The sequence below is a fragment of the Hydrogenophaga sp. H7 genome, from assembly GCF_002025745.1.
GTDB lineage: Bacteria > Pseudomonadota > Gammaproteobacteria > Burkholderiales > Burkholderiaceae_C > Hydrogenophaga > Hydrogenophaga pseudoflava.
In genome coordinates, this window is record NZ_MCIC01000001.1 from 461,544 (window position 1) to 476,963 (window position 15,420).

Genomic DNA, 15,420 nt, shown 5'->3' on the forward strand with positions numbered 1-15,420 from the left:
ACATGTCCGACACTGGCCGGCCCGAACCGCAACGCCTGGCCAAACGCCTGGCCGCGCAGCTGCCCTGCTCGCGCGGCGACGCCGAGCGGTACATCGCCGGCGGCTGGGTGCGGGTGGATGGCAAGGTCGTCGAGGAACCCATGGAACGGGTGCACGACGATCAGGTGGTGAGCCTCGATCCGAAAGCCAAGCTCGAATCGCTGGCCTCTGTGACGCTGATCTGGCACAAGCCGGCGGGGCATGTCCTGCCCGAGGCACCGCTTCTCCCCGACGACATCGCTGCGCGCTGGTTCACCCCGGAGCTGCGCTTTGCCGGCGACCGTTCGGGCGTGCGCCCGCTCAAGGCGCACCGCTACAAGCTGCTGGCGGTGGCGCCACTGGGCGAGCTGGCCAGCGGCCTGATGGTGTTCACCCAGAACCCGGGCGTGGCGCGCAAGATGACCGACGACGCCACCCAGCTGGAGCACGAATGGCTGGCCGAGGTGGCGGCCGATCCGGCGCTGGAAGACGATGCGCGGCGCGATGAGGTGCTCAGGTCACTGGGCAAGCCCGCGTTCTTCGATGGCTGGGCGGTGCCGACGGCGCGCGCCAGCTGGCAGAGCGAGTTTCGGCTGCGGCTGGCGATCAAGGGCAACCGGCCTGGCCAGGTCCCACATCTGTGCGAACGCGCCGGGCTGCAGCTCACCGGCTTGCGGCGTCTGCGGCTGGGCCGCATCGCCCTGGCCGGGCTGCCGGTGGGGCAGTGGCGCTACCTGATGCCATACGAACGCTTCTGAGCCTTCGAGGCGCGAGCGCTCAGGCCCATGGCCAGCAGCATCAGCGCCAGCCCGACCCAGTGCAGCCGCAACATGTGGCCTTGCGCAATCAGCGCGCCGCCCAGCGCGGCGCCCAGTCCCTGGCCGGCGTATATCGCCGAGGTGTTGAGCGCCACGGACGCCGGCGCCAGCACTGGAGACAAGTGCACCAGGCGCGCCTGCTGGGCCGAGTTGCTGGCGAAGCAGCCCAGCGCCCAGGGCACCATCACCAGGGCCTGCGCCACCAGCCCCGCATGACCGAGGGGCCAGAACATGAGGCTGGTGGCCATCAGCAGCAGGGAAATCTGGACGGCACGCGGAGCGCCCAGCCGGTCGACCCAGCGGGTGAGCGCGATGTTGCCGAACAGGCCGAAGGCACCGAACCACAGGAACAGCATCGAGAGCACCGCAGCGCTGGCCGACAGCGTCTGCTGCAGATAGGGCGCGAAGTACGCGAACAGGATGAACTGTCCGAACGCGGACAGCAGGGTGACACCCAGCGCCAGCACCAGCGGCGCCGACCCCAGCGTCTGGCCCCAGGCGGCCCGTGACAGGGCCGCCGGCCGCACGCCGTCGGGCATGGCGCGCCAGACCCAGGCGGCGCTGCCGACGGCCAGCACCGCGACCAGCGCGAATGCCCAGCGCCAGCCCAGCACGCCGCCGATCCAGGCCGACAGCGGCATGCCCAGCACCGAGGCCACCGACCATCCCAGGAACACGAAGGAAATGGCGCGCCCGCGCTGCGCCTCGGGCACCAGCAGGCCGATGCAGGCGGCCGCCTGCGGGGTGAAGACGGCTGGCGCCACCACCGCCAGCACGCGCAGCGGCAGCAGCGAGAGGTAGCTGGGAGCGAGGGCGCTCAGTCCCATCAGCAGCGCGTACCAGAGCAGGGTCAGGGTGAGCAGGCGGCGCCGGTCCCAGCCGGCGACCAGGGTGGCGAACAGCGGTGCGCCCAGGCCCATCATGATGGCCGCCGCGGTGATCAGCTGGCCGGCCTGAGGGATCGACACGTTCAGCGACTGGCTGATGTCGGTCAGGGTGCCCGGCACCGCCATCACGCCGGTGCCGATCACGAAGTTGCCGGTCATCAGCGCCCAGAGGGCGGACGGCGGGCGCGCATGGTGAGACGGGGTGGACATCGGTGCAGTATCGCGGGCGGGTGGGGCTGTCGGTCAGAACGACAGTCCCCCCGGGAACACCCACAGCAGCAAGGCCGTGAGCACGATGTAGCGCAGCAGCTTGCCCACGGCCATCCACGCGACACAAGGCCAGAACGGAAAGCGCAGCCAGCCCGCCACCGCGCACAGCGGGTCGCCGATCACTGGCAGCCAGGCCATCACGCAGGCCTTGGGGCCGAAGCGCTGCAGCCAGTCCAGCGCGTGCAGTTCGGTGGACTTGTGGCGCGCCCGGTCGACCACCCGGTGGGCGCCGGCGCCGATGAACCAGTTGAGCGCGCCGCCCGCGGTGTTGCCCACGGTGGCCACCGCGATGGCCGGCCAGAACAGCTCCGGGTTGAGCTTGAGCAGGCCGAACAAGGCGGCTTCCGAACCGACCGGCAGCAGCGTGGCCGACACGAAGGACACCACCAGCAGGGCGCCCAGGCCGGCCTCGGGCATGGCCAGCCAGTGCAACAGGGAACTCAGCCAGTCGGACATGTGCGGGGTGTGGGTATCAAGGTGCAACCGGTGGTCGGGATATCGTCTGCTGAAAAAACAGGCAGATACAATGCGCATCCCCTTCGCGCGGGCGACGCCGCCTTCGCCGCGACACCCACCCTCCAGACCATTCTCCCATCGCCATGCAACTGGGTCCGTACACCCTGCCGAATGCCCTGTTCGTTGCGCCCATGGCGGGGGTGACGGACCGGCCGTTCCGCAAACTGTGCAAGCGGCTGGGTGCAGGGTATGCAGTCAGCGAGATGGTCACCAGCCGGCCCGATCTGCAGGACAGTCTCAAGACCTCGCGCCGCGCCGACCACAGCGGCGAGCCCGGCCCCATCGCGGTGCAGATCGCCGGCACCGACGCGCAGATGATGGCCGACGCCGCGCGCTACAACATCGACCGCGGCGCGCAGATCATCGACATCAACATGGGCTGCCCGGCCAAGAAGGTCTGCAACAAGTGGGCCGGTTCGGCCCTGATGCAGGACGAGGCGCTGGCGCTGCAGATCGTCGAGGCGGTGGTCGACGCGGCCGCGCCGCACGGCGTGCCGGTCACGCTCAAGATGCGCACCGGCTGGTGCGCCGACGTGAAGAACGCGCCGGTGATCGCGAAGGCCGCCGAAGCCGCGGGCGTGCAGATGCTGACGGTGCACGGCCGCACACGCGAGCAGGGCTATCGTGGCCTGGCCGAACACGACACCGTGGCCGCGATCAAGCGCACGGTGCGCATTCCCGTGGTCGCCAACGGCGACATCGACAGCCCGCACAAGGCGGCCGAGGTGCTGCGCCACACCGGCGCCGACGCGATCATGATCGGCCGCGCGGCCCAGGGCCGGCCCTGGATCTTCCGCGAGATCGCGCACTTCCTGGCGACCGGCCAGGATCTGCCGGCGCCCGACCTGATGGAAGTCAAGGCCTGGCTGCTCGATCACCTGGAAGATCACTACAGCCTGTACGGCGAGTACACCGGCGTGCGCAGCGCGCGCAAGCACCTGGGCTGGTACGCCCAGGCGCTGCCCCTGCCCGCGGGCGAAGCCGCGACGTTCCGCCAGCGCGTCAACGCGCTCACGACCGCCCAGGCGCAACTGGATTGCGTGCGCGACAGCCTGGACGCCTGGGCCGCGGCCGGCCAGCAAGAAGACAACCACACCCGAGAAGACTGGAAACTGGCAGCATGAGCAACCACAACCTGCACGACTGTGTGCGTGCCAGCATCGAAAGCTATTTCCGCGACCTCGACGGCACCGACCCGGCCGGCCTGCACGACATGCTGGTCAAGGCGGTCGAGAAGCCCTTGCTCGAAGTCGTGATGCAGCAGTCGCAGAACAACCAGTCGCGCGCCGCGCAATGGCTGGGGCTCAATCGCAACACGCTGCGCAAGAAGCTGCTCGAACACAAGCTGATCGACTGAACGATCCCCCGTTTTTCAAACCTCCCGACCTATCCCATGCGCGCACTTCTCTCCGTCTCCGACAAGACCGGCATCGTCGAATTCGCCCAGGCCCTGCACGGCCTCGGCGTGACCCTTCTCTCCACCGGCGGCACCGCCAAGCTGCTGGCCGACAAGGGCCTGCCCGTCACCGAGGTGGCCGAGGTCACGAACTTCCCCGAGATGCTCGACGGCCGCGTCAAGACCCTGCACCCCAAGGTGCACGGCGGCCTGCTGGCCCGGCGTGAGCTGCCCGAGCACATGGCCGCACTGAAGGAGCACGGCATCGAGACCATCGATCTGCTGGTGGTCAACCTCTACCCGTTCGAGGCCACGGTAGCCAAGGCCGGCTGCACCCTGGCCGACGCGATCGAGAACATCGACATCGGCGGCCCGGCCATGGTGCGCAGCGCCGCCAAGAACTGGAAGGACGTGGGCGTGGTCACCGACGCCGGCCAGTACGAGGCCGTGATCGCCGAACTCAAGGCGGCTGGCAAGCTCTCCGACAAGCTGCGCTTCGCGCTGTCGGTCGCGGCTTTCAACCGCATTGCGCAGTACGACGGCGCCATCAGCGACTACCTGTCGTCGGTGACGTTTGAAGAAGAGAAGCTGGCCGAAAGCTATGTGCCGGCGCGCAACCTGTTCCCCGGCCAGTCCAACGGCCAGTTCATCAAGCTGCAGGACCTGCGCTACGGCGAGAACAGCCACCAGCAGGCCGCGCTGTACCGCGACCTGTACCCGGCCCCCGGCTCGCTGGTCACCGGCGTTCAATTGCAGGGCAAGGAACTGTCCTACAACAACATCGCCGATGCCGACGCCGCCTGGGAGTGCGTCAAGAGCTTCGAGGCACCGGCCTGCGTGATCGTCAAGCACGCCAACCCCTGCGGCGTGGCCGTCGGCAAGGATGCGCACGAGGCCTACGCCAAGGCCTTCCAGACCGACCCGACCAGCGCCTTCGGCGGCATCATCGCCTTCAACCGCACGGTGGACAAGGCCGCGGCCGAGGCTGTGGTCAAGCAGTTCGTCGAGGTGCTGATGGCACCCGACTTCACGGCCGAAGCGCTGGAGATCTTCAAGCCCAAGGTCAATGTGCGCCTGATGAAGATCGCCATGCCCAAGGGCGGCGCCAGCGCCTGGGACCAGGGCCGCAACGCCATGGACGCCAAGCGCGTGGGTTCGGGCCTGCTGCTGCAGACCGCGGACAACCACGAGCTGGCGCTGGGCGACCTCAAGGTGGTCACAGTCAAGCAGCCCACGTCCGAAGAGCTGCAGGACCTGCTGTTCGCCTGGAAGGTGGCGAAGTACGTGAAGTCCAATGCCATCGTGTTCTGCAAGAACGGCATGACCATGGGCGTGGGCGCGGGCCAGATGAGCCGCCTCGATTCCGCCCGCATCGCCAGCATCAAGGCAGAGGCTGCGAAGCTGAGCCTGCAAGGCACGGTCGTCGCGAGCGACGCCTTCTTCCCGTTCCGCGACGGTCTGGACGTGGTGGTGGACGCGGGCGCGACCTGCGTGGCTCAGCCGGGCGGTTCGATGCGCGATCAGGAGGTCATTGATGCGGCGAATGAGCGCGGTGTGGCGATGGTGTTCACGGGGGTGCGCCACTTCCGCCACTGAGGCGCGGTCCCGACTGAACGCAAAAGGGCTCTTCGGAGCCCTTTTGCGTTGTTAAGAGCAAGATAAGTCGCAGCAGATACAAACGCAGCACCCGTCGTGACGGGGTGTTGAGCGCCAGACCGGCCCGGCCCCGTGATCCACAAGTCCTGCCATGCGCTCTGCTTCGTCCTTCGCCCCTTCCGATTCGTTTAACCGCTCGTTCGGCCTCCTGGTCATGGCGGTGTGTGTGGCTGGTGCCGTGATTGCGCAGACCCGTCACGCGGTCATCGGCTGGAGCGTGGCCGCGGTGGTCGGCGCCTTGTGCATGGGGGCTCTGGCCCTGTGGGCACCGCGCAAGCTGACTCCACTCAGCAAGGCCTGGATGGGACTGGGCAGACTGATGGGCCGGGTGGTGAATCCGCTCGTGTTCGGCCTCATGTTCTTCGTTCTCATCACCCCTGTTGCATGGGTGATGCGCCTGCGGGGGCGGGACGCACTGAAGCTGCGTCTGGACGCCTCCGCGCGCTCGTACTGGGTGGACCGGCAACCGCCGGGTCCCCGCCCCGAGTCGTTCAAACATCAGTTCTGAGGTCGGACATGCTGGAGATCGTCAAGGAGTTGTGGGCGTTCCTGCGCACGCGCAAAAAGGTGTGGCTCGCGCCCATCATCGTCATCGTGGTGCTGCTGGGCCTGCTGCTGATCGCCGCAGAGACCTCGGTCATCGCGCCCCTGATCTACACGCTGTTCTGAACGATGAACATCATCGGTATCTCCGCCTACTACCACGACTCGGCGGCCTGTCTGGTGCAGGACGGACGCATCGTGGCAGCGGCCCAGGAAGAGCGGTTCACCCGCAAAAAGCACGACGCCGGCTTTCCTTTGCAGGCGATCCGGTACTGCCTGGCCGAAGCCTCGCTCGGGGCGGCGGACATCGATCACGTGGTGTTCTACGACAAGCCCTTCCTGAAGTTCGAGCGCCTGCTGGAAACCTACCTGGCGTTTGCGCCCCGCGGGTTTCAGAGCTTTGCCACCTCGCTGCCGGTGTGGATCAAGGACAAGCTGTTCCAGAAGAGTGTCCTGGTGCGCGAGCTTCAGGAGCAGTTGGACCAGGGGGTCGACTGGTCGTCGAGGCTGCTGTTTTCAGAACACCACCACAGCCACGCGGCGTCGGCGTTTTTCCCTTCGCCGTTTGAAGAGGCCGCGGTGCTGACGATGGACGGCGTGGGTGAGTGGACCACTACCTCGCTGGCGATCGGTCGGGGCAACAGCCTGGACATCCACCGGGAGATCCACTTTCCTCATTCCCTGGGTCTGCTGTACTCGGCCTTCACCCACTACACGGGCTTCAAGGTCAACTCCGGCGAATACAAGGTCATGGGCCTGGCGCCCTATGGCGAGCCGCGCTTCGCCGACAAGATCAAGGAACACCTGATCGACCTGCGCGAAGACGGCTCGTTCCGGCTGAACATGGCCTATTTCGACTACTGCACCGGCCTGACCATGACCAACAGCCGGTTCGACGAGCTGTTCGGCGGGCCGGCACGCAAGGCCGAGGCCCAGCTCACTCAGCGCGAGATGGACCTAGCGGCCTCGGTCCAGGCTGTCACCGAAGAGGTGGTGATCAAGCTGGCGAAGGGCATTCGCAAGAGCACCGGGCAGCGCAACCTGTGCCTGGCCGGCGGCGTGGCGCTCAACTGCGTGGCCAACGGCAAGCTGCTCCGCGAGCGGGTCTTCGACCACATCTGGGTGCAGCCCGCATCGGGCGATGCGGGTGGCGCGATCGGCGCGGCGCTGGGCGCCCACCACATCCTGCTGGGCCAGCCCAGGTCCGTGGGACCTGGCGACACCATGAGCGGCTCGTACCTGGGCCCGGCCTTCGCGCAGGACGACATCGAGGCCCGCCTGCGCCGGGCCGGAGCGGTCTTCACCACACTGGACGACGACGCCCTGATCGACGCCACCGCCGACGCGCTGGCCCGCGGCTGCGCCGTGGGCTGGCACCAGGGCCGCATGGAGTTCGGCCCGCGCGCGCTGGGCGGCCGATCCATCCTGGCCGATCCCCGCTCACCCTCGGTCCAGAAGCAGCTGAATCTGAAGGTCAAGTACCGCGAGTCCTTCCGGCCGTTTGCGCCCAGCGTGCTGCGCGAGGACGTGCAGGACTGGTTCGACATCGACGTGGACAGCCCCTACATGCTGATGGTGGCCGACGTGGCCAAGGCCCGGCAGTCGCCAATGACCGAAGAACAGCAGAAGCTCTTCGGCATCGACAAGCTCAATGTTCCGCGCTCGTCGATTCCCGCGATCACGCACGTGGACTATTCGGCGCGCATCCAGACGGTCCACGCCGACACGAATCCGCGCTACCACCGGCTGATCTCTCGGTTCAAGGATTTGACAGGCTGCCCGGTGCTGGTCAACACCTCGTTCAACGTCCGCGGCGAGCCGATCGTCTGCACGCCCGAAGACGCCTTCCATTGCCTCATGGGCACCGGCATCGAGTTTCTGGCTGTGGGCAACTGCGTGATGCGCAAGGAAGACCAGAACCCCGCGCTGCTGAGGGACTACCGCAATGCCTACGAACTCGACTGAATCCCTGTCTGCCGGCAAGCGCCTGGTGTTCTACCTGGTGCTGCTGAGCCCTTTGCTGGCCCTCGTGGGCGGTGGTCTGTACCTCTTGCTGGGCACGTCCCTGGTCCGGGAGGTGTACCTGGCCTCGTGGCGCAACCTGGAAACGCCCTGCATGCGGTGGACCGACGAAGGGTACGGCTACAAGGCCAAGCCCGGGCCCTGCGTTCTGAACAATCTGGAATACCAGACGGTGATGACGTTCGACGAAGAAGGCTTTCGCAACGCCGACACCCGGGCGCCTTCCGATGTGGTGCTGATCGGGGACTCGCACACCCAGGGCTTCGGCGTCAAGGACGCCGAGTCGTTCCCGGAGGTCCTCCGAAGCCGCTACCACCTCCGGACCAGGAATCTCGGCATTTCCTCTTACGCCACCCTGCGCGAGCTGGAGTCGCTCAAGGCCTATTCGGGTGGAGCGAAGGTGGTGGTCCTCCAGTACTGCAACAACGACGCCGACGAGAACAAGCGGGCGGTGGAGAGCACGCGGGAGGAGTTCCTGCGGCAGGTCCACTCGCGCTGGCTGCACATGCAGGCCCGCTACCACGACAACAAAGCGCGCGGCCCCATCGCTCCGGTGCTGGACTTGGCGCATGCGATCTACAAGGGTGACTACAAGAGCCGGGCCCGGTTCGAGGCGCGCAGCCTGGCGCGCAACATGCCCTGGGAGGCGGACAACTTCGCCAAGATCGTCGCGCGCTACCGCCCGGTGCTCGAAGGCAAGAAGCTCATCGTGTTCGAGTCCAGTGGCTACGGCTTCAACCACCCCGGCTTCAAGAGCACATTCGAAGCGGCCCTGTCACAGCATGCGCCCGGTCTGGACGTGGTGGTGCTGGACAGCCAGGCCCTGCTGAAGCGCTCGGACTACTACCGCATCGACGACCACCTCAACCCCCAGGGGCACGAGCACCTGGCGCAGATCCTCTCGCCCCTGATCACCGACGGCCTCAAGTCCCCCGCGCCCTGACGCAACCGCGGGGGAACAGCGAGACCATTTACCGGAGTGAGGCGAACACTTCGCGCGCCGCCGCGACTGTGGCCGCGATGTCGTCCGCGGTGTGCGCCGCGCTCACAAAGCCTGCTTCGTACAGGGCGGGCGCGATGTACACGCCCCGGTCCAGCAGACCGTGGAACAGGGCGTTGAACTTCGCGCCCTCGGTCTTCATCACGGTGGCGTAGTTCTGCGGCAATTCGGGCATCAGGAAGAAGCCGAACATGCCGCCCTGGCAGTCCACGCTGAACGGAACACCTTCGGCATCAGCCGCGGCCTTCAGACCATCCACCAGCGAGCGGGTGGTGGCCGACAGGGCTTCGAAGAAACCGGGCTTCTGGATTTCTTTCAGCGTGGCCAGACCGCAGGCCGTGGCCACGGGGTTGCCCGACAGCGTGCCTGCCTGGTAGACACCACCCAGCGGAGCGAGGTGTTCCATTACCGCGCGTTTGCCACCGAAGGCCGCCAGCGGCATGCCGCCACCGATCACCTTGCCCATCACTGTCATGTCGGGTTCAAAGCCGGGAATCAGCGACGCGTAGTGGCCTTGCGCGCTGCCCAGACCGACGCGGAAGCCCGTCATCACCTCATCGAACACGAACAGTGCGCTGTGCTGGGTGCACAGCTCGCGAATGCGCTTGACGAACGGCACACTGGCGCGCACGAAGTTCATGTTGCCCGCGATCGGCTCGATGATCACGCAGGCGATGTCGGCGCCATGCTCGGCAAACGCGGCCTCGATCTGTGCCACGTTGTTGTATTCGAGCACCAGGGTGTGCTGCACCACCTCGGGCGGCACGCCGGCGCTGGTGGGGTTGCCGAAAGTGGCCAGGCCCGAGCCGGCCTTGACCAGCAGGGCGTCGGCGTGGCCGTGGTAGCAGCCTTCGAACTTGATGATGGTCTTGCGCCCGGTGGCGCCGCGGGCCAGCCGGATGGTGCTCATGCCGGCCTCGGTGCCGGAGCTCACCAGGCGCACCATCTCAAGGCTGGGCACCAGCTTGACGATCTCTTCGGCCAGTTCGACTTCGCGCTCGGTGGGTGCGCCGAAGGAGAAACCTTCTGTGGCCGCCTTCTGCACCGCTTCGAGCACGGCAGGGTGGCCATGGCCCAGGATCATCGGGCCCCAGGAGCCGATGTAGTCGATGTACCGCTGGCCGTTGGCGTCCCAGAAATAGGCGCCCTGTGCGCGCTGCACGAAGCGCGGCGTGCCGCCGACCGCGCGGAAGGCGCGCACCGGGGAGTTCACGCCGCCGGGGATCAGCTGCTTGGCGCGTTCGAAGAGATCAAGGTTGCGGTCGCTCATGGATGGTTCAGTGCTTGGTGGTGTCCAGGGGAAAGTCGTCGGCGTCCAGCTGGCTGTCCGGCGAAGGCGTTTCGCCGGCGGCGCCTTCGGGGGCCTCGTCGCCCTCGTCTTCGTGCGCCCAGAACAGCCGGTCGGGAACGGCATGACCCATGCCGGGCTGGAACCCGGCGTCCAGACACTGGTCCAGATAGGTCAGTGCCTCTGCGCAGGCCGATTGCAGGTCGGCGCCGGCGGCGATCAGGGCGCACAGCGCGGCGGACAGCGTGTCGCCCGCGCCGCCGAAGGTCGCCTCAAAGCGCTCGTAGCGAGCGGTGGCCAGCACGGCCTCCGGGCTGGCCAGGTGGCTCTCAAGGTACTGGTCGGCGGCGTTGAAGCCTGTCACCAGGGTGTAGGGCACGCCATGCACCGCCGCCGCCCGGGCCACCTCGCGGGCGTTGGGAGGACGGTCGCCCTCCCACTCGGGCAGAAGCCAGCGGCAAAGGGTGCTGTGGTTGCCGACCAGCACGGTGGTCTGTGGCAGCAGCAGCTCGACACAGGCGTCGAGATAGGTCTCGATGGCGAGTTCGTCCCACCACGAGAGGTCGGGCATGTAGGTGACCACCGGGACATCGGCGTAGTCGGTGGTGATGCCGGCGATCGCGCTGAGATTTTCCGGGTTGCCGACGAAACCGACCTTGAAGGCCTTGACCGGCATGTCTTCGAGCGCACAGCGGGCCTGGTCGGCGACGGCTTCTTCGTCAAAAGCGATGTGGTCGTGGATTTCGGAGGTGTCCCGGATGTAGGAGCCCGTCACCACCGCCAGCACATGGGCAGAGGCGCTGGACATGGCTGTGAGGTCCGCCGCCAGTCCACCGGCTCCGCTGGGGTCGTTGGCGTTGAAAACCATGACGCATGGCAGCGAAGTTTCACCAGGCTCCACTGCGTTGGCGGGCAGGGGAGGGGCGGAGTTTTGGGGCATTGTGAACGCAGCGTGTTACGCGTAAATCGGTATCTGGCGCCTTGGGGATTTCCACCAGCGCGAGCTCAGCGGCGGCCCTCCGTGGCTCGATACAATGACCGGATTCTATGACAATGCCTTCGCTGACATGACCGAAACCAAGACTTGGATGTGCCTGATATGCGGGTGGATTTACGACGAGGCCGCAGGCTCACCCGAGCACGGTATCGCACCGGGAACCGCGTGGGCGGATGTTCCGATGAACTGGACATGCCCCGAGTGTGGCGCCCGCAAGGAAGACTTCGAGATGGTCCAGATCTGACGAGCCTGCGCCTCGGCGTATGCTGCAGGCTGGCATCCCGTCACCCTCCCTCCACACCATACAGGAGCGACCAGCAGTGAATCCGACGCCCACATTCAAAGTTCTGGTGGTCGACGACAGCAACACCATCCGTCGCAGTGCAGAAATCTTTCTCAAGCAGGGCGGGCACGAGGTGCTGCTGGCAGAGGATGGTTTTGATGCGCTGGCCAAAATCAACGACTACCTGCCCGACATCGTGTTCTGCGACATCCTGATGCCGCGGCTGGACGGGTACCAGACCTGCGCGATCATCAAGCGCAACGCCCGATTCGCCAACATTCCGGTCGTGATGCTGTCGTCCAAAGATGGCGTGTTCGACAAGGCGCGGGGCCGCATGGTCGGCTCGCAGGAATACCTCACCAAACCGTTTACCAAAGACCAGCTGCTGCAGGCCGTGCAGCAGTTTGGCGCCCACCTCACCGGAGCCGCATGATGCCGATTCAGAAGATTCTCGTTGTGGACGATTCCAAGACCGAGCTCATGGTTCTGTCCGATCTGTTGGTGAAAAATGGCTACAAGGTGCGAACCGCTGAGAATGCGGAAGAGGCCTTTCGTCGGCTCGGGGAGGAAAAGCCGGAACTGATTCTGATGGACGTGGTGATGCCCGGTCAGAATGGATTTCAGCTGACGCGGGCCATCACCCGCGACCCCCAATACTCTGATATTCCCATCATCATGTGCACCAGCAAGAACCAAGAGACGGACCGCGTCTGGGGAATGCGCCAGGGTGCACGCGACTACGTGACCAAGCCAGTCAACGCAGAAGAACTGATCTCCAAGATCCGGGCTCTCGGTTGACGCGGCAACCGGGCGAACGACTGAACGCATGGCCAACCGTCAATCCCTCAAAGACCTTCAGGTGCGCCTCGCGGAGCGCCTGACCGCAGCCAGAACCGAGGGGGCCTCGGCATCCTGGCTTGCTTTGGAGGCCGGCGGCGGGCGTTTCCTGGTACCGCTGGTTCAGTCGGGCGAAATCTTTCCGTGGACCAGCCTGCAGACAGTGCCGTACACCAAGCGGTGGTACGCCGGGGTGGCCAGTCTCCGGGGTGGTCTGCACGGCGTGGTCGATCTGGCTCTGCTGTCCGGGCGGCTCGCAGCGGCTTCCGCCGCCAGGGTGTCTGACCGTGTGACATCAGAGTCGCGACTGGTGAGTCTGCACTCCGCGCTGGGTGTGAACGCCGTTCTGTGGATCGACCGCCTGCTGGGGCTGCGCAACCCCTCCATGTTTGCGTCTGTGATGGAACGGGATGCACAGGCGCCCGCTTGGTACGCCCGCCGTTTCACCGACAAGGATGGTCAGGAGTGGCAGGAGCTGAACCTTCAGGCGCTGTCCCATGACCCGGAGTTTCTCGCCATCGCGGCCTGATGTGCATCGCCATGCGGTGCACGGGTGGCAGGTCGTCATCAATAACGTGTGAGCGGATCCCGATGGATCCCGTCTTTTCTGTTGGAAGGTTGTTTCATGGCCATGCTTGATCGAATCCAGGGGATGTTCCGCAAGAACGGGGCCGACGATCCCGATCTGAGCGACCTCGCCGAACAGGACGTGGCCCGCATCGCTGCCGAGCGGCTAGATGAGTCGCGCAACGATGCAGATTTTGCGGAGAGTCGCCTGAGCTCCGATGGTCCGGAGCCAGCCGACCTGGAGCTTGGGGTGCTCAGCCTGCCGGTGCTTGGTCGGCGGAGCGCGGAGCAGCATCGTCGTACCCTGGGCACCTTGCTGTTGTTTGCGGTGGTGCTGTTGACGGCGGTGGTGTTCTTCGTGCTGAACAAGACCGAGAAAGTGGGTCAGCAAGTGGCTGCCAGCGGTCAGGCACTGATGCAGTCGCAGCGGCTGGCCAAGAGTGTGTCCCAGGCCCTGATTGGCAACCCGGCTGCCTTCGCTGAAGTGAAGGACAGTGCCGACGTGCTGTCTCGCAACGTGCGTGGCTTCAAGCAGGGTGATGATGCACTGGGACTGAGCCCTCTGGGCCCCGAGTTTGAGGGGTTGCTGGGCGAGTTGCTGCCCAAGGTGGATTCCGCCGAGCGCAATGCCGGCGTGGTGCTGTCTCAGCAAAAGATCCTGACCCAGGTGGGTGACGCGCTTCGCTCCATCAACCGCCAGTCGTCCGACCTCCTGGAAATCGCTGAAACAGTCTCTTCTCTGAAGCTGCAACTTGGCGCTCCCCCGACCGAGATCTCGGCGGCAGGCCAGTTGGTGATGCTGACGCAGCGCATCGGCAAATCGGCGAACGAGTTCCTGACCATGGAAGGCGTGAGCCCCGAGGCCGTGTTCCTGCTGGGCAAGGACCTGAACACCTTCAAGGAAATCGCTGAAGGCCTGCTCAACGGCAGCGCCGAGCTGCGCCTGAAGTCCACCACCGATCCTCAGATCCGCGAGCGGCTGGAAGCCCTGCTGAAGCTGTACGAGCAAACCCGCACCGACGCTGGTGCCATTCTGGGCAACCTGCAAGGTCTGGTGGCGGCCCGCGAGGCGCAGGCCGGCGTGATCGGCGACAGCGAGCCGTTGCGGACGGGTCTCGAGAGCCTTCAGAGCCAGCTGTCTGCCGCCTCCGGTCTGGGCGGGGGTGAGCTGTTCGCCATGGTGGCGTCGGCGCTGTTTGCGCTGGCCTGTGGCGCGGCGCTGGCGTATGTCCAGTTGCTCGAAAGCCGCCAGCGTCAGCTGATCGCAGAAAGCCAGCGTGTGGCGGCCGAAGCGCAACAGCAGGACGCCAAGCGCGTCAATGATGCCAACCAGGCCGCCATTCTGCGGCTGATGAACGAACTGCAGACGGTGGCCGAAGGCGATCTAACGCAGGAAGCCACGGTGACGGAAGACATCACCGGTGCCATTGCCGACTCGGTGAACTACACGGTGGAAGAACTGCGATCGCTGGTGGGCAACGTGCAAGCCACGGCAACACGGGTGGCCCAGACGACGTCGGCGGTGGAGAGCACCTCGACCGAACTGCTGGCCGCGTCCACGGAACAGCTGCGCGAAATCCGCGAAACCGGCCAGTCGGTGCTGGACATGGCGCAGCGCATCAACGACGTCTCCGGACAAGCGCAGGAATCGGCTCGTGTGGCCCGCTCGTCTCTGCAAGCCGCAGAGTCCGGTCTGCAGGCTGTGCAGGACGCCATCGGTGGTATGAACGCCATCCGCGACCAGATCCAGGAAACCTCCAAGCGCATCAAGCGGCTGGGCGAGTCGTCGCAGGAGATTGGTGAAATCACCGAGCTGATTTCCGACATTACCGAACAGACCAACGTGCTGGCCCTGAACGCCGCCATCCAGGCCGCGTCCGCCGGTGAAGCCGGTCGCGGCTTCTCGGTGGTGGCGGAAGAAGTGCAGCGCCTGGCCGAACGCTCCGCAGATGCCACACGCCAGATTGCTGCGCTGGTGAAGGCGATTCAGACCGACACGCAGGACGCGGTGGCCGCCATGGAGCGCTCCACGCAGGGTGTGGTGGAAGGGGCCAAGCTGTCCGACAACGCCGGTACCGCCCTGTCCGAGATCGACCGCGTGTCGCGCCGTCTGGCCGAGCTGATCGAGCAGATCTCCAGCGCCACGCTACGCGAAGCCGAGTCTGCCAACGAAGTGGCCGGCAACATCCAGCACATTTTCGCGGTGACCGAGCAGACCGGTGAAGGTACGCGTTCGACCGCCGCGCAGGTGCGTGAGCTGTCCTCCATGGCCGAGGAACTGAGGCAGTCGGTGGCCCGATTCAAGATCGCCTGATCGGCCGT

General features: G+C 66.0%; 17 protein-coding genes. 13 read left to right on the plus strand and 4 right to left on the minus strand.

Annotated features, from left to right (window positions below):
* Positions 1-2 precede the first annotated feature (2 nt).
* Positions 3-776, plus strand: coding sequence for an RNA pseudouridine synthase (locus BC358_RS02220; RefSeq protein ID WP_079364488.1), 774 nt, complete (start codon positions 3-5; stop codon positions 774-776).
* Here BC358_RS02220 and BC358_RS02225 read toward each other — a convergent pair.
* Both BC358_RS02225 and BC358_RS02230 read right to left on the minus strand, forming a co-directional pair.
* A complete protein-coding gene (locus BC358_RS02225) occupies positions 749-1,933 on the minus strand; it encodes an MFS transporter (RefSeq protein WP_079364489.1) in 1,185 nt (394 codons plus the stop codon). The two genes, BC358_RS02220 and BC358_RS02225, sit on opposite strands and share 28 nt — an antisense overlap.
* Positions 1,934-1,966: 33 nt before the next feature.
* Complete coding sequence (locus BC358_RS02230) at positions 1,967-2,449, minus strand: YqaA family protein (RefSeq protein ID WP_066158753.1); 483 nt, start codon at positions 2,447-2,449, stop codon at positions 1,967-1,969.
* A gap of 143 nt (positions 2,450-2,592) precedes the next feature.
* Between BC358_RS02230 and dusB the strand changes: the two genes are divergently transcribed.
* The 7 genes from dusB (at position 2,593) to BC358_RS02260 (ending at position 9,069) form a co-directional block, all read left to right on the plus strand.
* Positions 2,593-3,633, plus strand: a complete 1,041-nt coding sequence (dusB, locus tag BC358_RS02235; protein ID WP_079364490.1) for a tRNA dihydrouridine synthase DusB — start codon at positions 2,593-2,595, stop codon at positions 3,631-3,633.
* Positions 3,630-3,866 (plus strand): helix-turn-helix domain-containing protein, encoded by a 237-nt coding sequence (locus BC358_RS02240; protein ID WP_066158749.1) that lies wholly within the window; start codon positions 3,630-3,632, stop codon positions 3,864-3,866. Before dusB ends, BC358_RS02240 begins: the two co-directional genes overlap by 4 nt.
* Before the next feature lie 36 nt (positions 3,867-3,902).
* A complete protein-coding gene (purH, locus tag BC358_RS02245) occupies positions 3,903-5,501 on the plus strand; it encodes a bifunctional phosphoribosylaminoimidazolecarboxamide formyltransferase/IMP cyclohydrolase (protein ID WP_079364491.1) in 1,599 nt (532 codons plus the stop codon).
* A 151-nt stretch (positions 5,502-5,652) separates the two neighbouring features.
* Positions 5,653-6,069 carry an SxtJ family membrane protein gene (locus tag BC358_RS02250; RefSeq protein ID WP_133155864.1) on the plus strand — a complete coding sequence of 139 codons (417 nt, stop codon included), beginning with the start codon at positions 5,653-5,655 and terminating at the stop codon, positions 6,067-6,069.
* Between the two features lie 8 nt (positions 6,070-6,077).
* Entirely contained in the window at positions 6,078-6,230 is a 153-nt protein-coding gene (locus tag BC358_RS22055; protein WP_165961648.1) for a DUF5989 family protein, read from the plus strand.
* 3 nt (positions 6,231-6,233) lie between these two features.
* Positions 6,234-8,069 carry a carbamoyltransferase gene (locus BC358_RS02255; RefSeq protein WP_079364492.1) on the plus strand — a complete coding sequence of 612 codons (1,836 nt, stop codon included), beginning with the start codon at positions 6,234-6,236 and terminating at the stop codon, positions 8,067-8,069.
* Entirely contained in the window at positions 8,050-9,069 is a 1,020-nt protein-coding gene (locus BC358_RS02260; protein ID WP_079364493.1) for a GDSL-type esterase/lipase family protein, read from the plus strand. The genes BC358_RS02255 and BC358_RS02260 overlap by 20 nt, the downstream gene beginning before the upstream one ends.
* 28 nt (positions 9,070-9,097) lie before the next feature.
* On the opposite strand, the gene hemL is transcribed toward BC358_RS02260, so the two are convergent.
* A complete protein-coding gene (gene hemL / locus BC358_RS02265) occupies positions 9,098-10,396 on the minus strand; it encodes a glutamate-1-semialdehyde 2,1-aminomutase (RefSeq protein WP_066158738.1) in 1,299 nt (432 codons plus the stop codon).
* A 7-nt stretch (positions 10,397-10,403) separates the two neighbouring features.
* Positions 10,404-11,354, minus strand: a complete 951-nt coding sequence (locus BC358_RS02270; RefSeq protein ID WP_079364494.1) for a bifunctional hydroxymethylpyrimidine kinase/phosphomethylpyrimidine kinase — start codon at positions 11,352-11,354, stop codon at positions 10,404-10,406.
* Between the two features lie 127 nt (positions 11,355-11,481).
* On the opposite strand from BC358_RS02270, the gene BC358_RS02275 reads away from it, so the two are divergent.
* The 5 genes from BC358_RS02275 (at position 11,482) to BC358_RS02295 (ending at position 15,412) form a co-directional block, all read left to right on the plus strand.
* Entirely contained in the window at positions 11,482-11,655 is a 174-nt protein-coding gene (locus BC358_RS02275) for a rubredoxin (RefSeq protein ID WP_066158881.1), read from the plus strand.
* Between the two features lie 19 nt (positions 11,656-11,674).
* Entirely contained in the window at positions 11,675-12,127 is a 453-nt protein-coding gene (locus BC358_RS02280) for a PleD family two-component system response regulator (protein ID WP_373270126.1), read from the plus strand.
* The gene (locus BC358_RS02285) at positions 12,127-12,492 is read left to right on the plus strand and encodes a PleD family two-component system response regulator (RefSeq protein ID WP_066158730.1); all 366 of its coding nucleotides are present in this window, start codon (positions 12,127-12,129) and stop codon (positions 12,490-12,492) included. The genes BC358_RS02280 and BC358_RS02285 overlap by 1 nt, the downstream gene beginning before the upstream one ends.
* 28 nt (positions 12,493-12,520) lie before the next feature.
* Positions 12,521-13,060 carry a chemotaxis protein CheW gene (locus BC358_RS02290; protein ID WP_066158728.1) on the plus strand — a complete coding sequence of 180 codons (540 nt, stop codon included), beginning with the start codon at positions 12,521-12,523 and terminating at the stop codon, positions 13,058-13,060.
* A 96-nt stretch (positions 13,061-13,156) separates the two neighbouring features.
* Entirely contained in the window at positions 13,157-15,412 is a 2,256-nt protein-coding gene (locus BC358_RS02295) for a methyl-accepting chemotaxis protein (RefSeq protein WP_066158725.1), read from the plus strand.
* The last annotated feature ends 8 nt before the right edge of the window (positions 15,413-15,420 follow it).

What these genes read in the sequence shown, in the direction of transcription:
- BC358_RS02220 (WP_079364488.1), top strand. Translation starts at nt 3, where the DNA reads ATGTCCGACACTGGCCGGCCCGAACCGCAACGCCTGGCCAAACGCCTG.
- BC358_RS02225 (WP_079364489.1), bottom strand. Translation starts at nt 1,933, where the DNA reads ATGTCCACCCCGTCTCACCATGCGCGCCCGCCGTCCGCCCTCTGGGCG.
- BC358_RS02230 (WP_066158753.1), bottom strand. Translation starts at nt 2,449, where the DNA reads ATGTCCGACTGGCTGAGTTCCCTGTTGCACTGGCTGGCCATGCCCGAG.
- dusB (WP_079364490.1), top strand. Translation starts at nt 2,593, where the DNA reads ATGCAACTGGGTCCGTACACCCTGCCGAATGCCCTGTTCGTTGCGCCC.
- BC358_RS02240 (WP_066158749.1), top strand. Translation starts at nt 3,630, where the DNA reads ATGAGCAACCACAACCTGCACGACTGTGTGCGTGCCAGCATCGAAAGC.
- purH (WP_079364491.1), top strand. Translation starts at nt 3,903, where the DNA reads ATGCGCGCACTTCTCTCCGTCTCCGACAAGACCGGCATCGTCGAATTC.
- BC358_RS02250 (WP_133155864.1), top strand. Translation starts at nt 5,653, where the DNA reads ATGCGCTCTGCTTCGTCCTTCGCCCCTTCCGATTCGTTTAACCGCTCG.
- BC358_RS22055 (WP_165961648.1), top strand. Translation starts at nt 6,078, where the DNA reads ATGCTGGAGATCGTCAAGGAGTTGTGGGCGTTCCTGCGCACGCGCAAA.
- BC358_RS02255 (WP_079364492.1), top strand. Translation starts at nt 6,234, where the DNA reads ATGAACATCATCGGTATCTCCGCCTACTACCACGACTCGGCGGCCTGT.
- BC358_RS02260 (WP_079364493.1), top strand. Translation starts at nt 8,050, where the DNA reads ATGCCTACGAACTCGACTGAATCCCTGTCTGCCGGCAAGCGCCTGGTG.
- hemL (WP_066158738.1), bottom strand. Translation starts at nt 10,396, where the DNA reads ATGAGCGACCGCAACCTTGATCTCTTCGAACGCGCCAAGCAGCTGATC.
- BC358_RS02270 (WP_079364494.1), bottom strand. Translation starts at nt 11,354, where the DNA reads ATGCCCCAAAACTCCGCCCCTCCCCTGCCCGCCAACGCAGTGGAGCCT.
- BC358_RS02275 (WP_066158881.1), top strand. Translation starts at nt 11,482, where the DNA reads ATGACCGAAACCAAGACTTGGATGTGCCTGATATGCGGGTGGATTTAC.
- BC358_RS02280 (WP_373270126.1), top strand. Translation starts at nt 11,675, where the DNA reads ATGCTGCAGGCTGGCATCCCGTCACCCTCCCTCCACACCATACAGGAG.
- BC358_RS02285 (WP_066158730.1), top strand. Translation starts at nt 12,127, where the DNA reads ATGCCGATTCAGAAGATTCTCGTTGTGGACGATTCCAAGACCGAGCTC.
- BC358_RS02290 (WP_066158728.1), top strand. Translation starts at nt 12,521, where the DNA reads ATGGCCAACCGTCAATCCCTCAAAGACCTTCAGGTGCGCCTCGCGGAG.
- BC358_RS02295 (WP_066158725.1), top strand. Translation starts at nt 13,157, where the DNA reads ATGGCCATGCTTGATCGAATCCAGGGGATGTTCCGCAAGAACGGGGCC.